The sequence below is a fragment of the Cohnella sp. AR92 genome (assembly GCF_003990975.1).
In the GTDB taxonomy this organism is placed as follows: Bacteria; Bacillota; Bacilli; order Paenibacillales; family Paenibacillaceae; genus Cohnella.
The window spans coordinates 97,930-114,599 of sequence record NZ_RZJR01000013.1; the positions used below are offsets into that span (position 1 = coordinate 97,930).

The following is a 16,670-nucleotide window of genomic DNA, read 5'->3' on the forward strand; positions in this document are numbered from 1 at the left end:
TTCTCTCCCCTTCTTTTCTGACAGATGTGTCAATTATGACGCGTTCCTGTTCGGTTCCAGAAACAACTCTATTATAACCCGATTCCCGACACTTGTGTCAATTAAAATGAGCGACTCGCCTTATTTCTGCCCCGCTCCGTTAAGCCACATATCGAACAGCACCTTGCTCCACTCGTCGGAGGGCAGCTTCATCGCATTCGGCACGTTGATCAAGCCGAAGAACACGCCGATCAGCGCCGGAAGCGGAACGTCCCGCCTCAGCTTTCCTTCCGCGCACGCTCGGTCGAACAAGCCCATCAGCTGCCGCTTCAGCGTGACGTGCCCCTGCTCGACGTAATCCAGATCCCGTGCCGCCGCCGCGGAATTCGCCGTGTTGATCTTGTGCAGGTCGCCCAGCAGCCGATGGAAATCCGATTCTTCCGCGTAGATGAGCAGAATATGACGAAGAGCCTCCATCGCGTCGGTCTCATCGACCTCGGACGACCGGAGGATCATCTGAGCCATCACCCGCTTCATGCAGGCGGCGACGATCTCTTCTTTGTTCGAGTAATATTGATAGATGGTGCTTCGCGCTCCCGGCACGTGCTCCGACAGCAGCTTCAGATGGAAACCGTCGTACCCGTGATCCAGAAGCAGCTTTTTCGTCGCGTCGAGCAATTCCGATTCCGTGAAGTTTTTTCGGCGTCCCATGTCGTCCTCCCGCTCTGCTAACCCTCTCCCTAGTGTAACAAATTTAGGCCATGGGGGTAAGACGCAAGGGAGAACGCCGGGAACGACGCGAATTCCATCAGACGCTCTTGTCCAAGCACGCGATTAGACGCTGCTCGATGTCGGAGGCGACGGACGCCAGATCGCCATCGTCGGCCAATCCGATCAGGGCCGTCGGCTTCGCCATTCCGACCTTGGTCTTGCCCGCTTCCTCGTAGACGGCGATCTTGCAGGGAAGGAAATAGCCGACAAGCGGACTTGCGGATAGAACCCTCTTCGCTTCGACCGGGTTGCACACTTCGAGGATGTAGTAAGGCATATCGAAATCCACGCCTTTCTCGCGCAGTTTCCCTCTCATGTCCAATTGCCACAGGACGCCGAACTTCTCCGCCATGAGATACCCCGTGACCGCGTCTATCGCCTGCTCGGGCGTCTTGTTAGTCTCCACCGTATAATGAAACATTCGTTTCTCCTCCTTCTCGTGAAGTAGCCTTGCCCTGCCGAAGAATAAAAATACGACCCGCCGATAAATCGGCGGGCCTAGATCGATTAAGCTATTGCGTTAATAAGCGCTCCAACCGGAGTCGGCCGCGACCGTCACGCCGTTCATGTAGGAGGATTCGTCGGACGCCAGGAACAGCGCGATGTTGGCGATCTCCTGGGTTGTCCCCGGACGCGGCATCAGGCCGACGCCGCGCGTCGCGATCTCCGTGCCGAACGCATCCGCATTGGACATGTTCAACGTGAGAGGCGTCGGAATAAAAGCGGGCCCGATCGCATTGCAGCGAATGTTCTGCGGCCCGTATTGCGATGCCACGTTCTTCGTCATGCCGACGACGGCATGCTTGGAAGCCGTATAGGCCAAGCCGCCGCGCCCGCCGGTCAAGCCGGAGATGGAAGCCATGTTGACGATCGTTCCGTGCCCTTTCTCCAGGAAGATCGGCAGCGCCTTCCGGATCCCGCGCATGACGCTCGTCACGTTGATATCCATGACGCGGTTCCAGACCTCGTCCTCGACATTCGCCGCCGCTTGCATGCGGTCAACCGTTCCCGCGTTGTTGACGAGAATATCGACCGTGCCGAAAGCAGCCAGCGCCTGCTCGAACATTCGGGAGATGTCCTCTTCCTTCGTAACGTCCACTTGAACGCCCAAGACTTCGACTCCGCGTTCCTTCAGTTCCGCTACCGTCTGGTCCATGCCCTTCTTATCGAAGTCGGCGACGACGATCTTCGCGCCTTCCCTGCCGTAAGTGAGCGCAATGTCCTTGCCGATTCCCGAGCCGCTTCCCGTAATGACGGCTACTTTATCCTGCAATCTTCCCATTCTCTTGCCTCCTTAACGCCGATCGGCTTCCGATTGTTAGGCTTGTACTCCCTCGATCTCCGCGATCTTGCCGCCGACTGCTTCCGTCAGCTCCTGAGCCGTCTTCGGTACGAAGTTCTTCAGGATCGCGTTGACCATCGGTCCCATGGCGCCTTTGGCGGTGATGTCGAGATGGCCTGTCATGCGCGTGCGGTCGTCGCCGATCGCTTCCGCCTCGAAGTATCCGCCGCCCGCGAAGTTGTCGGACAGGCCGGTCAGGTTAAAGGAAACCTTCGTCGGCTCGATCCATTCCGTGATGTCGATCTTCAGCTTGACGGTCTTCTTCATGAAGCCAAGATCGCCCTTGAACGACCAGGTCGATTGGCGGTCATTGATGATTTCATGTTCGATGTAGCCTGGAACAAGCGGAGCCCACTTATCCATGTCGCTGACAAAATTCCAGATGCGCCCGATAGGTACGGGCAGTTCCATGATATGAGATCCGTTTGGCATTGCTGCGCACTTCCTTTTCTTGTTGTTTGAGGATCGATTAGATGTTTTTCGCTTCGGATTTAGCCGCAGCGAGACCTGCCAGGTAGCCGAACGTCATAGCCGGGCCGATCGTTCCGCCCGCGCTTACGTAGGTTTGCCCGAGGACGCCCATGGCCGCGTTGCCGGCAGCGTACAGGCCGTCGATCGGCTTGCCGCGCAGGCTGATGACTTGGCCGTCCGCATTGATGCGCGGACCGCCGTTCGTGCCGAGCGCTCCGAAGTAGATCGGCAGCGCGTAGAACGGCGCCTGGGTGATCGGGCCGATGTTCGCCGCCGGGCTGCCGCCTCCGCCCGGGAGGTTCTCGAAGAACGTCGTGCCGCGGTTGAAGTCGGGATCGATGCCCTTGGCCGAGTTCTCGTTCCAGCGTTGAACGGTTGCCTCCAGGCCGTCCGGATCGACGCCGATCTTCTCCGCCAGCTCGCGAATGCTGTCCGCGCGATCAACCCAATCCGGGGTGTCTTCGCCCGGCATCATCGTGATGATCATCTGGCTGTCTTTGAGCTGCTGGTCGAAGATCATCCATACCGGAGGCTCGTTCGGCCATTCCAGCGCGACCGGATCGTACTGGTAGAACGCCTTCGGCATATCGTTGTAAGTGGTGCCTTCATGCACGAAGCGCTTGCCGTGACGGTTGACGACGATGCTGTTCGGGCCCATGCGGCCGCCGCCCAGCTGATTCATGACGCGGTCTTCGTATTCGAAGGTCGGGTCCTGCATCGTCGGGTACCACCAAGCTTCGCTCATGTTGCCGAGAGCGGCTCCCGCTTCCATCGCCATGATCAGGCCGTCGCCGTCGTTGCCGGCCGGGGAAAGCGGGTGAGTGATCTGGCCCTTCAGGAACGTCTTCACGAGCTCTTGGTTCCACTCGAAGCCGCCGGATGCCAGAATGACTCCTTTTCTCGCGCCGATGTAGATCTTCTTGTCCCCCTGCTCCGCAACGACGCCGATGACCGAGCCTTCGTCGTCCAAGACGAGCTCCTTGCCCGGAGTTTCGATCAACGTCTCCACTCCGCGATCCAGCAGTGTCTTGAACATTGGCGCGATAAGCGCGCGGCCCATCGTGACGATGTTGTTCTCCATGCGCTCGGCGATCTTGCCGAAGTCGACTCCGCCGACGGCTCCTCCTTCTTCCAGCGTCAGCGGCGGGAAGATCGGGTTCTGGCGAATCTTGCTGCCCCATTCTCCAAGCTCGTTAAGATTGTATGGGACCGGATCCAGGGATCGGCCGCTCTTCGCTCCGTCCAGGTAACCGTAGTAGGATGGATAACCTAGCGGCGGCGAGAACCGAAGCGGCGTATTCTCATGAAGGAAATCGATCATCCGGTGGCCTTGGTCCACGAACACTTCAACGAGCGCCGGGTCCGGTTCCTTGCCGCCGGTCAGCCTGCGGATATACGTCAAGGCTTCCTCGCGGGAATCCTCGATTCCCCCTTCTAGCATGTAGCGGTTCATGGCAATCCACGGGATTCCCCCCGAGAACGCCGTCGTTCCGCCGATCTGAGCGGTCTTCTCCAACACGAGCACTTCCGCGCCTTGAACGCTGGCCGTAACGGCCGCCGCAAGCGCCGCGCCGCCGGTTCCTAGGACGACCACGTCGACTTCGCGATCCCACTGGGCTGGCTTCTTAGCTGGCATCTTGGAACATCTCCATTCCGATGAGAGTATGTCGGCGATCGCCACACCCATCATGAAAGCGCTATCTTGAGCAGTCAAAAAAATTGCGAAACTTCGTCAAGATGGATTATGATAGTGTGACTATCACTGCGATAAACATCATATCAGAAGTTTATCATTCTTGCAATTTGGTTGTTACATCAAGTAGCGAAAGGCTATAATACGAATAATAGAAATCTCGCATGAAATGAGAGGCATTGCCGAATGGATCCAAAGACGAGGTACGAGAACGAGCGCCTGGCGGGCAAAGAGAGCCGGGAACGGACGATTCTCGACGCAGCCGAGCAGGTGTTCACGAACAAGGGAATCGAGAAAACGACGATGCAGGATATCGCGACCGCAGCGAACGTCGGCATCGCCACGGTATTCCGTTTCTTCTCGAAGAAGGACAAGCTTATCCTGGCCGTCGCCACGCGCAAAATGGAGCAAGTGCTGCACGGCTTCCGCGAGATCGCCGAGAAACCCGTCTCCTGCTTGAGCAAGATGGAGCTTCTATTCGATAATTTCGCCTATCTGGAGCATCCTGAGCAGGTCAAGCTCCTCGAGAACTTCGAGAGCTATGTCGCGCATCTGCCGGAGCCGTTCGAAGACATCGAAGCGTATGATACCGTATACCAGGAGATCTCGCGCGTGTTCGCCTCCATTGTCGAAGAGGGTGTGCGGGATGGCAGCGTGAGGTCGGATCTCCCGATCCCGGAGACGCTGACGACGATCATGAACGTATACGGCATTTTCTCCAGGAAGCTCACCCTGCTCAGCCATATCCCCGTAGCCCGGCAGGACTTCCCGCCCGAGCGGCAGATTGACGTGCTTAAGGAGATCTTCCTCTCGTATATGCGCGGGGGGAAATGAATAAAAAACGGCACGGCAAGGATTCCCTGTCCCTTGCGGTGCCGTTTCTCGTTATTTGACGAATATCCGAGGCGTATTGAATTTCAAGATCTCGACAAGCTGCTGCCCCATATAAGCGGCGCTATGCTCGAAGCCGCTGTCGATCCATTCCAGAATCAAGCCGATAATGCCGTGAATCCGGTAAGTGCTGAACAGCCTCGTATCGATATGCGCGTCCCGCTCCGTCACGATGAAGTCGAATTCTTCCCGAAACAGCTTTTCCATTCTTCTTGTCAGCGTCTCCCTGAAGTTGTAGTTCGTTCGCGGGTCGAGCAAGGTCGTATAGAAGATCCGATTCTCGATAAAATGATCGAACAGAACGATGGAGCTGCCCGGCAGCTCGTTAAAGTCGACGACCGACAGGCCGACGTAAGGCTTCCGATAAGCCTCCGTCATCCGCTCGAACATCTCCTCGATCATCTCGTCCAGCAAATCTTCCCGTTGCTCGTAATGCGCGTAGAACGTTCCCCTGGTGCAATCCGCATGGTTCACGAGCTCAGTTATGCTGATCTGATGGAAGCTCTTCTCCCGCATCAACGCCAACAAGGAGCTCTTGAGAATCTCTTTGGTTTTTCTCACGCGCCGATCCGGGTATGGAACCGCCATGCCAACTCTCCTTCGCCGAACTTTTATTGCACAATTCCCTCTGAATTGTAAAGTAACGTACGTTTCTCTCATTATTGCATATTCAAAGCATGTCCGTTAAGTGCCTATAATAGAACCGCTTGCGAGACCATCATAGAAGAAAGCAGGGATATCTCATGGCAAGATTGAAAGGAAAAGTAGCCGTCGTCACGGGCGCGGGATCCGGCATGGGACGCGCAACGGCCATCCTGTTCGCTAAGGAAGGCGCTAAGGTCGTCCTCGCGGAATTCAACGAAGCGTCGATGAACGATACGCTCGAACAAATCAAGGCGGCAGGAGGCACGGCCGTTGCCATCGAGACGGACGTCTCCAAGGAAGCCGACGTTGACGCTATGATTAAGAAGGCGCTTGACGAGTACGGTCAACTGGACGTGCTGGCGAACATCGCGGGCATCTTCGACGCGATGTCTTCCGTCGAGAACACGTCGACCGAGCTGTTCAACCGCGTCATGGGCGTCAACCTGAACGGCCAATTCTTCGCTTGCCGCACGGCAATCAAGGTATTCAACGAGCAAGAAACCGGCGGCACGATCGTGAACGTCGCTTCCATCGCCGGCTACCTGGGCGCTCGCGGCGGCGCGGCATACACGATGTCGAAGCATGCCTCCATCGGCCTGACCAAGAACATCGCCGCCTTCTACGGCCGCGAGAACGGCAAGATCCGCGCGAACGTCATCGCTCCGGGCTCCATCGCGACCGGCATGACCGCGAATCTAGGCACGCTGGATCCGCTAGGCGCGGTCACCTTCGGCGACCTTGGCCCATTCAACGGAGGAGAAGCGGAAGACATCGCGAACGCCGCGCTGTTCCTGGCCTCCGATGAATCCAAGTTCATCAACGGCGACGTGATCACGGTCGACGGCGCATGGACGGCTCGCTAAGATATTAGGAACATACAGAAGGCGCAGGATTCGATCCTGCGCCTTCTGTATTACTCTCCGCTTGCGAGGCCTTCGGACAGCGCTCCGCATTCGCGGAAAGCGAAGTGCCTGCAGCCCAGGCATCGCGTCGGGTTCAGCTTGGTAAGAGCGAACCCGATGGCGTCGCCCGTCCGGTCGAAGAAGTGTTCCCGTCCGATCAGCTCCGCCAACGCTTGACGCGGCCCTTCCTTCAGCTCGGAGACGAGAACGATGCCACCATGACTTCGGAAATGTTTAACGATGCTGGCCAGGTAAGCTTCGGCCGTGGAATCGATATACGGAACGTAGCTCATCCGAAGAATGAGCACCCTAGGCTCGTAATGGATCTCCTTCATGATGGACTTCTCGAACAGGTCCGCCACCCCGAAGAATAACGCCCCTTCTACCGTATAGATGCTGATCTGAGGGCAATTGCGCCGCTCTCCGACAGCTTGGGCGGACACCTTCTCCCCCTTGTCGGCCGGGTCCGGCAGCACCTTCTCGGTCACAAGCTGTCCGCTCATCTTCTTGATGAAGATCGCCGCCGACAGCAGAAGGCCGACTTCGACCGCCGTCGTGAGATTGACGAAGACCGTCAGCAGGAAGGTGACGACCATAACGAACGACTCCGCGCTCCGCGCTTTAAGGATATGAAGGAACTCTCTCCGCTCGCTCATGTTCCAGGCGACGACCATCAGAATCGGCGCCATAGCCGCCAACGGAATTCTCGAGGCATAGGGAGCGAAAAGAAACAGAACGAGCAGAACGACGATCCCGTGGATTACCCCGGACAGAGGAGAAGCCGCTCCGTTCTTGATATTCGTCGCCGTGCGGGCGATCGCTCCGGTCGCCGGGATGCCGCCGAACAACGGCGTGACCATGTTCGCGATGCCTTGGCCGATCAGCTCCCTATTGCTGTTATGGCGCGTTCCGGTCATGCCGTCGGCGACGACCGCCGAGAGAAGCGACTCGATCCCTCCCAGAAGGGCGATAATCAGGGCAGGCTTAAGGAGCGGAATCATGGCGTCGATAGACAAGTCGGGAAGACGGAGCCCGGGAAGACGGTTGGCAATGTCTCCGTACGTCGAGCCGATTGTCGCGACTTGATCCGGATAGAAAAGGGAAGCCGAGGCGGTCGCGAGCAGCAAGCCGACCAGCGAGGCGGGGATCTTGGGAAGATAGCGGGTGCATAGAAGGAGCGAGGACAATCCGATGACCGCAGTCGCGAAGCTGTAACCGCTAATCGCGTTCAAATGGGTCGCAATCTCTCGCATGTTAGCCAAGAAAGCCTTATGCTTCGGAAGATCGCGCAGACCGAGGAAGTTAGTGATCTGGCCGGCGAATATCGTCACTGCAATGCCCGCCGTGAATCCTATCGTAATCGGTCGGGGAATGTATTTGATCACTCCGCCCAGCCGGAATATCCCCATCAGAACGAGAATGACGCCCGCCAGGAAACCGGCGATAAGCAGCTTCTCGTAGCCGTATTGAAGGACAATTGCGAGCAGAATCGGCACGAACGCTCCTGTCGGTCCTCCGATCTGGAACTTGGAGCCCCCGAACAAGGAGACCAGTATCCCCGCGACGATAACCGTGTACAGACCGTACTCGGGCTTAACGCCCGAAGCGATAGCAAACGCCATTCCAAGAGGAATGGCGACGATGCCCACGACCAGGCCGGACAGGAGATCCCTTCGCAAGGATCGGCCATCGTATCCTTCGAATCTGCCTCTGAATCCCATGGTGAGTATACACCTTCAAATCTCTGATTATTTGAATATTTATATCATCATATATCCAAATATAAAGAGCGTCAATGTCCCCTTCCAGAGAACATGCCGAAACTATTGCTTTTTCATGTTCTCCAGCAGGGAAATGGCGTTGACCAGGTGATTGTCGAAGATCTGCCTGGCTACCTTCAGAAGCTCCTTGATCAACGGGTCTCTTAACGAGTATATGACAGAGGTTCCTTCCTTGGTTCCATAAACAACGTTCTTGCCGCGAAGAATGGCCAACTGCTGGGACACCGCCGAGCCTTCGCTTCCGAGCAGCGTCTGAATCTCGTTCACCGTCTTGTCGCCTTCCGATAGAAGCTCGAGGATACGAATCCGGAGAGGATGCGCCAACGCTTTGAAGAAATCGGCTTTGAATTGTTGGACCTCCTGAATCATAAGTGCCCTCCCCAACCTTGGTTGTCATCTCTAACAAGAATAACACAATCGGGAAGGAGAAGGCACGGAAGTCCAGCTCGAACGTCAATGAAGCAAGAACTCCTACACTTCGATCGAATTGATAAGGCCCTTCAACTTCTCGGCCGACTGATGAAGCAGCGTCTTCTCGTCTTCCGAGATCTGCAGCTTCAGCACCTCGCGGACGCCGGTGCGGTCGACGACGCAAGGGACGCCCAGGTAAACGTCCGAGACGCCGTGATAGTCCTGCAGGAGGGTCGATACGTTCAGCACCGCTCCTTCATCGCGAAGAATCGCGGTGCAGATCCGATCGAGCGCAAGCGCGATCGCGTAGTACGTGGCTCCCTTAGCCGTGATGATCTCATAGGCGGCGTCCCTCGTGCTGCGGAAGATGCGGTCCTTCTGCTCTTCGTCGAACGGAATGCGCGTCCCGGCTATGTTGGCGAGGCTCCACACCGGCAGCTCGGAGTCTCCGTGCTCGCCGATAATGTGGGCGTGAACGCTGCGCGGGTCGATGCCGAGCTCCTCTCCGATCAAGTACCGGAACCGCGCGCTGTCGAGCAGAGTCCCCGAGCCGATAATGCGGTGAACGGGCCACTGCGACTTTTTCCACGTGAAGTAACTCATAATGTCGACCGGATTCGAAGCGATCAGCAGAATGCCGTCTTGATTGTACTTGAACACCTCCGTCGTAATGCTCTCGAAGATGGAGATGTTTCTCTTCAGCAGGTCGATTCTCGATTCGCCCGGTTTCTGGGCCGCCCCCGCCGTAATGATGATCAGGTTGGCGCCGCGGCAATCCTCGTAGCTCCCCGCCCACACCTTCGTCTTGCCGAGAAAAGGCAGGCCGTGGTTCATGTCGATCGCGTCGCCTCGCGCCTTGCCCTGATTGGCGTCGATCAGCACGATCTCGTCCGCGCGCTCTCTCAGCAGCAGCGTATAGGCGGTCGTCGCTCCGACGGCCCCCACTCCGATTATCACGATCTTCGTCTTATTCATTCGCATCGACCTCCGCAGGATAGGGGTTGGAAGCATCCAGTTCGTCCAGATAAGGTTTGTTCACGTAATAATACATAAAGCCCATCAGCAGCGCGCCCCCGATGATATTCCCCAGGGTGACCGGAATGAGATTGTGCAGCACGCCGCCCATCGAGATCGTCCCCGGATGATGCAGCACCAGCGCGATCGCGAACGTGCACATGTTGGCGATGCTATGCTCGTAACCCGAGATAAAGAAGCAGAAGACGAACAGGATCATCGCGAACATCTTGGCCCCGTCGCCTTTGAGGGACATCGGGACAAAGAAAGCCAGGCAGACGAGCCAATTACAGAGAATGGCGCGGAAAAACAGCTCGAGCATCGGAAGGTTCATCTTCTTGTCCACCACGCTGAGCAGGAACCCGTTGACCGACGATTCCGCGAACAAGCCCGTCGTGTAGATCATGAAGGCGAAGAAGGCGGCCCCGATTATGTTGCCTATGTACGTATAAAGCCAAAGCTTCAGAACGGTCGGCCACTCGATCTTGCGCCGGAGGGCCGCATAGGTGTAGTAGAAGGTGTTGCCGGTGAACAGGTCTCCTCCCCCGTACGTGATCAGGATGATGGCCGCGCCGAACGTAATGGCCGCCATCGGATAGGTGAGCGGGGAGTGCTCCCCGTAGAAGAAGCTGCCCGTCTTGAAGGCGACGATAACCCCGAACCCGATGAACATGCTGGCCAGCGCGGAACGCGCGAGATACCGGAGACGGCTCCTCTTGTATACCTTGAGCTTCTTCAAGGCGAGCTGTTCGACTTTCTGCAGAGCGGCGACTTCCACGGCCTTCCCCCTTCTTTAAATAGAGAATTCATTCTCATTCGTACGTTCTCGCATGAAATATCATGATCATTTTACTATAAATGGACATTCGGCGATTGATCTGTGACAAAAATCATAGACTCGGCGGAAAAGTTAACGTTGACGTAAGCGATAGGAGGTGGTATTTTACTTATTGACTGATATCTTATTGATAAGCTATTTATCGATATCCTATTTGCGAAGCAATATCCTAGAATGAAAGAAGGGCTGGTCATCTATAAAATCGAGCAGGTTGCGAAGAAGGTCGGTTTAACCAAACGGACGCTGCGATATTACGAAGAGCTAGGGCTTATCCCCCCGCCTCATCGAAGCGAAGGCGGGTTTCGTTTGTACACGGACGATCACATCGAGCGCCTGAATAAGCTCATCAACGCACGCGACGTTCTCGGCTTCTCGCTCCAGGAATTGCAGCAGTATGTCGCGTTGCTGGAGGATTTCAGCAGCCATCGCGACTCGTTGAAGCAGCTCGACGATCAAGCGGAGAAGCTTCGGAGGCTGGAAAGCGTGGAGCGATTGGTCGCCAGCCAGATCGAGATGATCGATCAGAAGCTGGAGAGAATGAAGAAGGTCCGATCCGAAGCCCATCAGATGTTGGTCAGGATCGGCGAAATCAAACAACGAACCCAACATAATCTAGCCAATCAGGAGTGATCGAAACCCGTGGAACCGTCAACCAAACCCTCGCCGTCAAGCGCGGCAACGACCAAAAGCGCAAAGAGCAGTCTATTGAACCAGCCGCGGGCGGTATGGGCGGTATTCTTCGCCGGCATCATCGCCTTCATGGGGATCGGGCTTGTCGATCCGATCCTTAAGGAGATCGCGGCCAAGCTGGAGGCCACGCCAAGCCAGGTCAGCCTCTTGTTCACCAGCTACAATGCCGTCATGGCCGTCGCCATGCTCATTACCGGCACGGTAACGACTCGGATCGGCATCAAACGCACGCTGCTCCTCGGCGTCGTCATTATCGCGATCTTCTCGCTGCTCGGCGGCTTGTCGGATAACATCTGGACTCTCGTCGGCCTGCGCGCCGGCTGGGGACTCGGCAACGCGTTCTTCGTGGCTACCGCGCTGACGGCGATCGTCTCGCTCTCCAAAGGGGGCGTCGCCCGCTCCATTATCCTGTACGAAGCCGCGGTAGGCCTCGGCATCTCGGTAGGCCCGCTCGTTGGCGGAGAGCTCGGCTCGATCTCCTGGAGAGGTCCGTTCATCGGCGTCGCCTGCTTGATGGTCATCGCTTTCGCCGCGATTACTACGCTCTTGCCTAAGGCGGCCGGAACGCCGAGCAGCTCCGCTCCCGCGAAGAAAACGTCGCTGTTGGACCCGTTCCGGGCCCTGCGTTACCGCTCGCTTGTCGTGTTCGGACTTACCGCTTGCTTTTATAACTTCGGATTCTTTACCCTCATGGCTTATGCGCCTTTCGTCATGGGCTTGGGCATTCATCAGCTTGGCTACGTGTTCCTGTGCTGGGGCATTCTATTGGCGATCACCTCCGTTTTCATGGCCCCGTGGCTGCAGCGCCGTTTCGGCACCGTTAAATCCATGGCGACGATGCTGACGCTGTTCGGATTGACGCTGCTCGCGATGGCGATCTGGACCGATACCCAATGGGTCATTGTCGCCAGCGTTATCTTCGCGGGGGCCCTGCTCGGCAACAACAATACGCTCATTACGACCGGTGTCATGAACGCCGCTCCTGTCGAGCGTTCCACCGCCTCCGCCGCTTACAGCTTCCTCCGCTTTATCGGCGGCGCGATCGCGCCATACTTCGCCGGCAAGCTTGCCGAGTGGTATAACCCGCACGTTCCTTTCTATGTCGGGGCCGGATTCGTCATCGTATCCGTTATCTTTATCCTGATGAATCACCGTCACATCAAGCATGTCGACCATGCAGGCGGGCATTAATTGTTAAAGCAGCCAACCAAATGAGAAGAACTTGCCTTCAACAGGAGGCGAGTTCTTTTTTTCTTTTTTTTCGGAGCCGAATCTTCAGAATTTCTTCAGAAAGTTCTCGGGAAGGAACTAAGATCTTTTTCTTAAACTGATCTTGCTCTTAGAAGAGTAAATCGTGCGGAAGGAGAACAGGCATGGATCAAATGATGTCGCTGATAAGCCACTACGGCTACGTCGTGCTGTTTTTGGCTTTCTGTTTGGGGCCCTTCGGCATTCCCGTTCCGAGCGAGGTGACGCTGATCGCCGCCGGAATGATGACCGCCCAAGGGCTGCTGCACCCTTTCTATACGTTCTCTGTCATCCTGCTGGGCATGACGTCCGCGGTTACGGCAGGGTACTGGACCGGCAGATTAGCCGGAAAATACGGTTTGCTCCGAGGCATACGCCGTTTCGAAGGCTATCGGAAAGCGGAGCGATTCTACGCGAAACACAACGGGACGGCCTTGTCCCTCGGCTATTTACTCCCGCTCGTTCGCTACTTCGTTACTGTGCTAGCCGGACTGAACGGAGTTCCCTTTAAGCGAATGCTCCTCGTTTCTTACCCCAGCGCCGTCGTATGGATCGGAACTCTATACGGCGTCGGCTGCGCGTGCGGGCAGCCAATCATGAAACTATTCGAATGAGGTGGATCCGATGTCTCGCAACCATTCCCTGCTTTTCTTCCGCAAATTCATTCATAACCCCAAGTATGTCGGAAGCGTCATGCCCAGCTCGCGTTTCTTGGCTAACCGCATGGTTAGATCGGCGAATTGGGAGCAAGCTGAACAGATCGTGGAGATCGGAGCCGGAACGGGGGCGATCACGCGCGTCATCGCCGAACGAGCAAAGCCGGGAAGCAAGGTGATCCTTTTCGAGAAAGAGGAAGAGATGGGCGAGCGGCTTCAACGGGATTTTCCCCAGTTCATTCGGGAGAGCAATGCGTTGAGACTCGTTGCCGAGCTGAAGAAGCACAACGTACAAGAAGTCGATTATATTTTTAGCGGACTGCCCTTCTATAACTTCTCCCCGACCATGCGTCTTCAATTGATCGAGCAGTGCAAAGCGGCGCTGAAGCCGGGAGGCAAACTGATTGCCTTTCAATACTCTTTGCAAATGAGAAAGCTCCTGTCGGAGCACTTCGAGATGGAGAGAATCTCCGCGGTCCCCTTGAATTTCCCCCCTGCGTTTGTTTATGTTTGTAGGAAAAGAGGCAGCGATTAAATTCTTCATTCGAGGGGGGAAATGCATTGAGCGTAATTCTCGTTGTGGATGACGATCCGGAAATAAGAGATGTTATCCAAGTTTACCTGCGGAATGAAGGGCATTCCGTTCTGGAGGCCAGCGACGGCGTGGAAGCGCTCGGCGTGCTTGCCCAACGCGAAGTGGACCTGATCGTCTTGGATGTCATGATGCCGCGAATGGACGGCATTAAAGCCTGCATGCAGATCCGCCAGAGCTATTCCGTCCCCATTATCATGCTCTCCGCGAAAGAGGGGGATCTGGATAAGATCATGGGATTATCGACAGGCGCGGACGATTATATCACGAAGCCGTTCAACCCCATGGAGTTGATCGCTCGCGTAAAAGCGCAGTTAAGACGGCAAAAGATGCTCGCAGAGAAAGGCACCGCCCATCATCAGATAACGATCCGAGAGCTCTTTATCGATAGGGCTAAGCACTATGTATCGATCCGCGGGCAAGAGGCCACGCTGACCCCGCTCGAGTTCTCCATTCTATCCCTTCTTGCGGCTAGCCCCGGGCAAGTCTTCAGCGCCGATGCGATCTACGAATCGGTCTGGAAAGAGCGGGCCGGCTATACGGACAATACGGTCATGGTTCATATTCGGAATCTGCGGGAGAAGCTGGAGCTGAACCCGAGGAAGCCGGAGTATATCAAGACGGTCTGGGGGGTTGGCTATAAAATCGATAACTAAGCATCTCGGATTAAGACGCAGCGTTCGTTACTCTTTCCTCGGGGCTACGGTGTTGACCATTGTGGTCTCCTATATTCTTAGCGTATACATTATCTGGTTTATCGGAAAAATGCTCGATTCGACCACCTCCTTAGGAAAGCCCGAATACATTCCCTTGTTGGTTGTCGGCTCGCTAGTCGTTTTCATCCTCGTTTTTCTATTGTTCTTCTATCTCCTAACGAAGCGTATCATGACCTATTTTGCGGTTCTTATCGATGGGCTCGGCATGATCTCTCAAGGCGATCTCGAGCATAGGGTTCCCGTCCGCCGCGACGACGAACTAGGCACCTTGGCCAGGAATATGAACATAATGGCCGAACAGCTCGCAGCGCAGAAAAGGAAGGAAAAAGAGACGGAGGAATCCAAGATGAATCTCATTACGGGGGTTTCCCATGATCTTCGCACTCCGCTGACGAGCATGATCGGCTACTTGGATTTGCTCCGCAAACGTTCCTATTCGGATGAGAACGAATACGATCGCTTCGTCAACAATGCTTTCAGCAAAGCTCAGCAGTTAAAAAAGCTCATCGACGATCTGCTTACCTATACTCGATTAACTTCCGGAGATATGGTATTCGCGAAGCAGCGAGCCGACATGCGAGAACTATTGGAGCAAGTGCTATTCGAGTTCGTGCCCATTGCCGAAGAATATCATGCCGTTGTCCGATCGGAGATCGGGATTCAGAAGGCGGCCGTCCATATTGACCCTGAACAAATCGCTCGGATATTAGACAACCTGCTGATGAATTCCCTTAAATATTCAACCGATCCCAAAGTCATCGACATCCGGCTAACTTCCGACAAGACGTCCGTTTATTTGACCATAGGGAACGAAGGAGAACCGATTACCGAAGAGCAGGAAGCCAAGCTGTTCGATCGGTTCTATAAGACGGAAAAGATCGAGCTTCATTCCCATCTTCAATCGGGCGCCGGGTTAGGTCTTGCCATTGCGAGACAGCTTGCCGAACGTCAGGACGGGAGCCTAACGCTTGAATACGAGAATGGCCATTATGCTTTTACGTTAAAGCTTCCCTTGCTGCAGAACGACGGAAGCCCGGAACCTTTGCCCTAGTCCCGAGCTTCCGCCGATAGCGGTTAACGTTTCGATTCGTCCGATGTTATTGCCCTTCCTTATTCTTCGGTTGGCGCGGACTCTGTTCCGTCTCCCGAATGATCGGGCCGCAGCGCTTGCTTGAGATCTTCCCGCAGCTTCTCCACGATCTCTCGAAGCTTCGCGGAAGATTCGGCGTCCGGGCTCTCTTGCACGGCGCGGGCCGCGTGGCCCAGCAAGCCGACGGTTTCCGGCCACTGAACGACCAGCCGGCGCAGATCGCGCTTATCGACTTCCCCCGCCGGACCGGGACGATGCCCACGACGGTCCCAACGCTCATCGGGACGTGCGGGTGCAGCCTTCTCGCGTTCTTGCAGATGCGCTTTGCCCTCTTCCGTAATCTCGTACAGCTTCTTCCCGTCCGCCTCGGTAGAACGGATCAGCTGCATCTCTTCGAGCAGCTGCAGGTTCGGGTAGATCGAGCCCGCGCTCGGCGTGTACAAGCCGCCCGTCTTCTCTTCCATCGCCTTGATCATCTGATAACCGTGCATCGGCGCGGAAGCCAGAAGCTCCAGCAGCGCGAACTTGAATTCGCCACGCATGAAGAATCTCTTGCCCTCGCCGCGCCCTTCCATGCCGCCGAAGCCTCTTTCGAAACCGCGGCCTCCGCGGCCCCCGTGACCATACCCGCGTCCATGCCCGCGTCCATGCCCGGGTCCATGCCCGGGTCCATGTCCGCCGGAGCCTCCGCGCCCCTCGCCTCTTCCTCCGTCGAAATGCCGGAAGAATTGTTCGCGGCGGAAGCCTCCGCCCTCGCCGTATCGTTCCCAATCCGGATGCTGCGGCCTGCGGCCGTGTGGATGCATTCTCATGTGCCATCGCCCCTCAATACGATATATCGTTATCGTTCTGATTCCAATATAATACGATATATCGTATTGAGTCAAGATGGAAGAGAAAGGAAATATCCCCATGATGGGAAGCAATCATGGGGACATTG

Annotated in this window: 19 protein-coding genes; 8 read left to right on the top strand and 11 right to left on the bottom strand. The window is 56.0% G+C overall.

Annotated elements, in window-relative coordinates; all coding sequences use genetic code 11:
• Positions 1-120 precede the first annotated feature (120 nt).
• From ELR57_RS21340 to ELR57_RS21360, 5 genes are all read right to left on the bottom strand, one after another.
• A complete protein-coding gene (locus tag ELR57_RS21340; protein ID WP_126961121.1) occupies positions 121-690 on the bottom strand; it encodes a TetR/AcrR family transcriptional regulator in 570 nt (189 codons plus the stop codon).
• A gap of 97 nt (positions 691-787) precedes the next feature.
• A complete protein-coding gene (locus ELR57_RS21345; RefSeq protein WP_126961122.1) occupies positions 788-1,171 on the bottom strand; it encodes a DUF302 domain-containing protein in 384 nt (127 codons plus the stop codon).
• A 99-nt stretch (positions 1,172-1,270) separates the two neighbouring features.
• A complete protein-coding gene (locus tag ELR57_RS21350) occupies positions 1,271-2,032 on the bottom strand; it encodes an SDR family NAD(P)-dependent oxidoreductase (protein WP_126961123.1) in 762 nt (253 codons plus the stop codon).
• A 36-nt stretch (positions 2,033-2,068) separates the two neighbouring features.
• On the bottom strand, positions 2,069-2,524 hold the full coding sequence (locus ELR57_RS21355) for an SRPBCC family protein (RefSeq protein WP_126961124.1): 456 nt from the start codon (positions 2,522-2,524) through the stop codon (positions 2,069-2,071).
• 37 nt (positions 2,525-2,561) lie between these two features.
• The gene (locus tag ELR57_RS21360; protein ID WP_158630118.1) at positions 2,562-4,199 is read right to left on the bottom strand and encodes an FAD-binding protein; all 1,638 of its coding nucleotides are present in this window, start codon (positions 4,197-4,199) and stop codon (positions 2,562-2,564) included.
• A 243-nt stretch (positions 4,200-4,442) separates the two neighbouring features.
• Here ELR57_RS21360 and ELR57_RS21365 point away from each other — a divergent pair, with 243 nt between their 5' ends.
• Entirely contained in the window at positions 4,443-5,090 is a 648-nt protein-coding gene (locus tag ELR57_RS21365) for a TetR/AcrR family transcriptional regulator (protein ID WP_126961126.1), read from the top strand.
• Positions 5,091-5,141: 51 nt separating this feature from the next.
• Here ELR57_RS21365 and ELR57_RS21370 read toward each other — a convergent pair whose 3' ends face one another.
• Positions 5,142-5,735, bottom strand: a complete 594-nt coding sequence (locus ELR57_RS21370; protein ID WP_126961127.1) for a TetR/AcrR family transcriptional regulator — start codon at positions 5,733-5,735, stop codon at positions 5,142-5,144.
• 155 nt (positions 5,736-5,890) lie between these two features.
• Here ELR57_RS21370 and ELR57_RS21375 point away from each other — a divergent pair, with 155 nt between their 5' ends.
• Entirely contained in the window at positions 5,891-6,655 is a 765-nt protein-coding gene (locus tag ELR57_RS21375; protein WP_126961128.1) for an SDR family NAD(P)-dependent oxidoreductase, read from the top strand.
• A 50-nt stretch (positions 6,656-6,705) separates the two neighbouring features.
• On the opposite strand, the gene ELR57_RS21380 is transcribed toward ELR57_RS21375, so the two are convergent.
• The 4 genes from ELR57_RS21380 to ELR57_RS21395 all read right to left on the bottom strand — a co-directional run bounded on the left by ELR57_RS21380 (position 6,706) and on the right by ELR57_RS21395 (position 10,678).
• The gene (locus ELR57_RS21380) at positions 6,706-8,415 is read right to left on the bottom strand and encodes a SulP family inorganic anion transporter (protein WP_126961129.1); all 1,710 of its coding nucleotides are present in this window, start codon (positions 8,413-8,415) and stop codon (positions 6,706-6,708) included.
• A 102-nt stretch (positions 8,416-8,517) separates the two neighbouring features.
• The gene (locus ELR57_RS21385; protein WP_126961130.1) at positions 8,518-8,844 is read right to left on the bottom strand and encodes an ArsR/SmtB family transcription factor; all 327 of its coding nucleotides are present in this window, start codon (positions 8,842-8,844) and stop codon (positions 8,518-8,520) included.
• Between the two features lie 102 nt (positions 8,845-8,946).
• Positions 8,947-9,861 (bottom strand): L-lactate dehydrogenase, encoded by a 915-nt coding sequence (locus ELR57_RS21390; protein WP_370452328.1) that lies wholly within the window; start codon positions 9,859-9,861, stop codon positions 8,947-8,949.
• Positions 9,854-10,678: a formate/nitrite transporter family protein gene (locus ELR57_RS21395; protein ID WP_126961132.1), complete on the bottom strand. Its 825-nt coding sequence runs from the start codon at positions 10,676-10,678 to the stop codon at positions 9,854-9,856. Before ELR57_RS21395 ends, ELR57_RS21390 begins: the two co-directional genes overlap by 8 nt.
• A 234-nt stretch (positions 10,679-10,912) precedes the next feature.
• Here ELR57_RS21395 and ELR57_RS21400 point away from each other — a divergent pair, with 234 nt between their 5' ends.
• The 6 genes from ELR57_RS21400 to ELR57_RS21425 all read left to right on the top strand — a co-directional run bounded on the left by ELR57_RS21400 (position 10,913) and on the right by ELR57_RS21425 (position 15,691).
• Positions 10,913-11,368 (top strand): MerR family transcriptional regulator, encoded by a 456-nt coding sequence (locus ELR57_RS21400; RefSeq protein WP_192896607.1) that lies wholly within the window; start codon positions 10,913-10,915, stop codon positions 11,366-11,368.
• A 9-nt stretch (positions 11,369-11,377) separates the two neighbouring features.
• A complete protein-coding gene (locus ELR57_RS21405) occupies positions 11,378-12,619 on the top strand; it encodes an MFS transporter (RefSeq protein ID WP_126961133.1) in 1,242 nt (413 codons plus the stop codon).
• Positions 12,620-12,801: 182 nt separating this feature from the next.
• The gene (locus tag ELR57_RS21410; RefSeq protein WP_126961134.1) at positions 12,802-13,290 is read left to right on the top strand and encodes a DedA family protein; all 489 of its coding nucleotides are present in this window, start codon (positions 12,802-12,804) and stop codon (positions 13,288-13,290) included.
• A 10-nt stretch (positions 13,291-13,300) separates the two neighbouring features.
• Positions 13,301-13,867 (top strand): class I SAM-dependent methyltransferase, encoded by a 567-nt coding sequence (locus ELR57_RS21415; protein ID WP_126961135.1) that lies wholly within the window; start codon positions 13,301-13,303, stop codon positions 13,865-13,867.
• 26 nt (positions 13,868-13,893) lie between these two features.
• Complete coding sequence (locus ELR57_RS21420; RefSeq protein WP_126961136.1) at positions 13,894-14,580, top strand: response regulator transcription factor; 687 nt, start codon at positions 13,894-13,896, stop codon at positions 14,578-14,580.
• Between the two features lie 109 nt (positions 14,581-14,689).
• On the top strand, positions 14,690-15,691 hold the full coding sequence (locus ELR57_RS21425) for a HAMP domain-containing sensor histidine kinase (RefSeq protein ID WP_126961200.1): 1,002 nt from the start codon (positions 14,690-14,692) through the stop codon (positions 15,689-15,691).
• Positions 15,692-15,750: 59 nt separating this feature from the next.
• Here the strand turns inward: ELR57_RS21425 and ELR57_RS21430 are convergent, their stop codons facing one another.
• Positions 15,751-16,542 carry a PadR family transcriptional regulator gene (locus tag ELR57_RS21430; protein ID WP_238162638.1) on the bottom strand — a complete coding sequence of 264 codons (792 nt, stop codon included), beginning with the start codon at positions 16,540-16,542 and terminating at the stop codon, positions 15,751-15,753.
• Positions 16,543-16,670: the final 128 nt, after the last annotated feature.

Coding starts and splice junctions, on each gene's coding strand:
- ELR57_RS21340 (WP_126961121.1), bottom strand. CDS start 690: ATGGGACGCCGAAAAAACTTCACGGAATCGGAATTGCTCGACGCGACG.
- ELR57_RS21345 (WP_126961122.1), bottom strand. CDS start 1,171: ATGTTTCATTATACGGTGGAGACTAACAAGACGCCCGAGCAGGCGATA.
- ELR57_RS21350 (WP_126961123.1), bottom strand. CDS start 2,032: ATGGGAAGATTGCAGGATAAAGTAGCCGTCATTACGGGAAGCGGCTCG.
- ELR57_RS21355 (WP_126961124.1), bottom strand. CDS start 2,524: ATGCCAAACGGATCTCATATCATGGAACTGCCCGTACCTATCGGGCGC.
- ELR57_RS21360 (WP_158630118.1), bottom strand. CDS start 4,199: ATGCCAGCTAAGAAGCCAGCCCAGTGGGATCGCGAAGTCGACGTGGTC.
- ELR57_RS21365 (WP_126961126.1), top strand. CDS start 4,443: ATGGATCCAAAGACGAGGTACGAGAACGAGCGCCTGGCGGGCAAAGAG.
- ELR57_RS21370 (WP_126961127.1), bottom strand. CDS start 5,735: ATGGCGGTTCCATACCCGGATCGGCGCGTGAGAAAAACCAAAGAGATT.
- ELR57_RS21375 (WP_126961128.1), top strand. CDS start 5,891: ATGGCAAGATTGAAAGGAAAAGTAGCCGTCGTCACGGGCGCGGGATCC.
- ELR57_RS21380 (WP_126961129.1), bottom strand. CDS start 8,415: ATGGGATTCAGAGGCAGATTCGAAGGATACGATGGCCGATCCTTGCGA.
- ELR57_RS21385 (WP_126961130.1), bottom strand. CDS start 8,844: ATGATTCAGGAGGTCCAACAATTCAAAGCCGATTTCTTCAAAGCGTTG.
- ELR57_RS21390 (WP_370452328.1), bottom strand. CDS start 9,861: ATGAATAAGACGAAGATCGTGATAATCGGAGTGGGGGCCGTCGGAGCG.
- ELR57_RS21400 (WP_192896607.1), top strand. CDS start 10,913: ATGAAAGAAGGGCTGGTCATCTATAAAATCGAGCAGGTTGCGAAGAAG.
- ELR57_RS21410 (WP_126961134.1), top strand. CDS start 12,802: ATGGATCAAATGATGTCGCTGATAAGCCACTACGGCTACGTCGTGCTG.
- ELR57_RS21415 (WP_126961135.1), top strand. CDS start 13,301: ATGTCTCGCAACCATTCCCTGCTTTTCTTCCGCAAATTCATTCATAAC.
- ELR57_RS21425 (WP_126961200.1), top strand. CDS start 14,690: ATGCTCGATTCGACCACCTCCTTAGGAAAGCCCGAATACATTCCCTTG.
- ELR57_RS21430 (WP_238162638.1), bottom strand. CDS start 16,542: ATGAGAATGCATCCACACGGCCGCAGGCCGCAGCATCCGGATTGGGAA.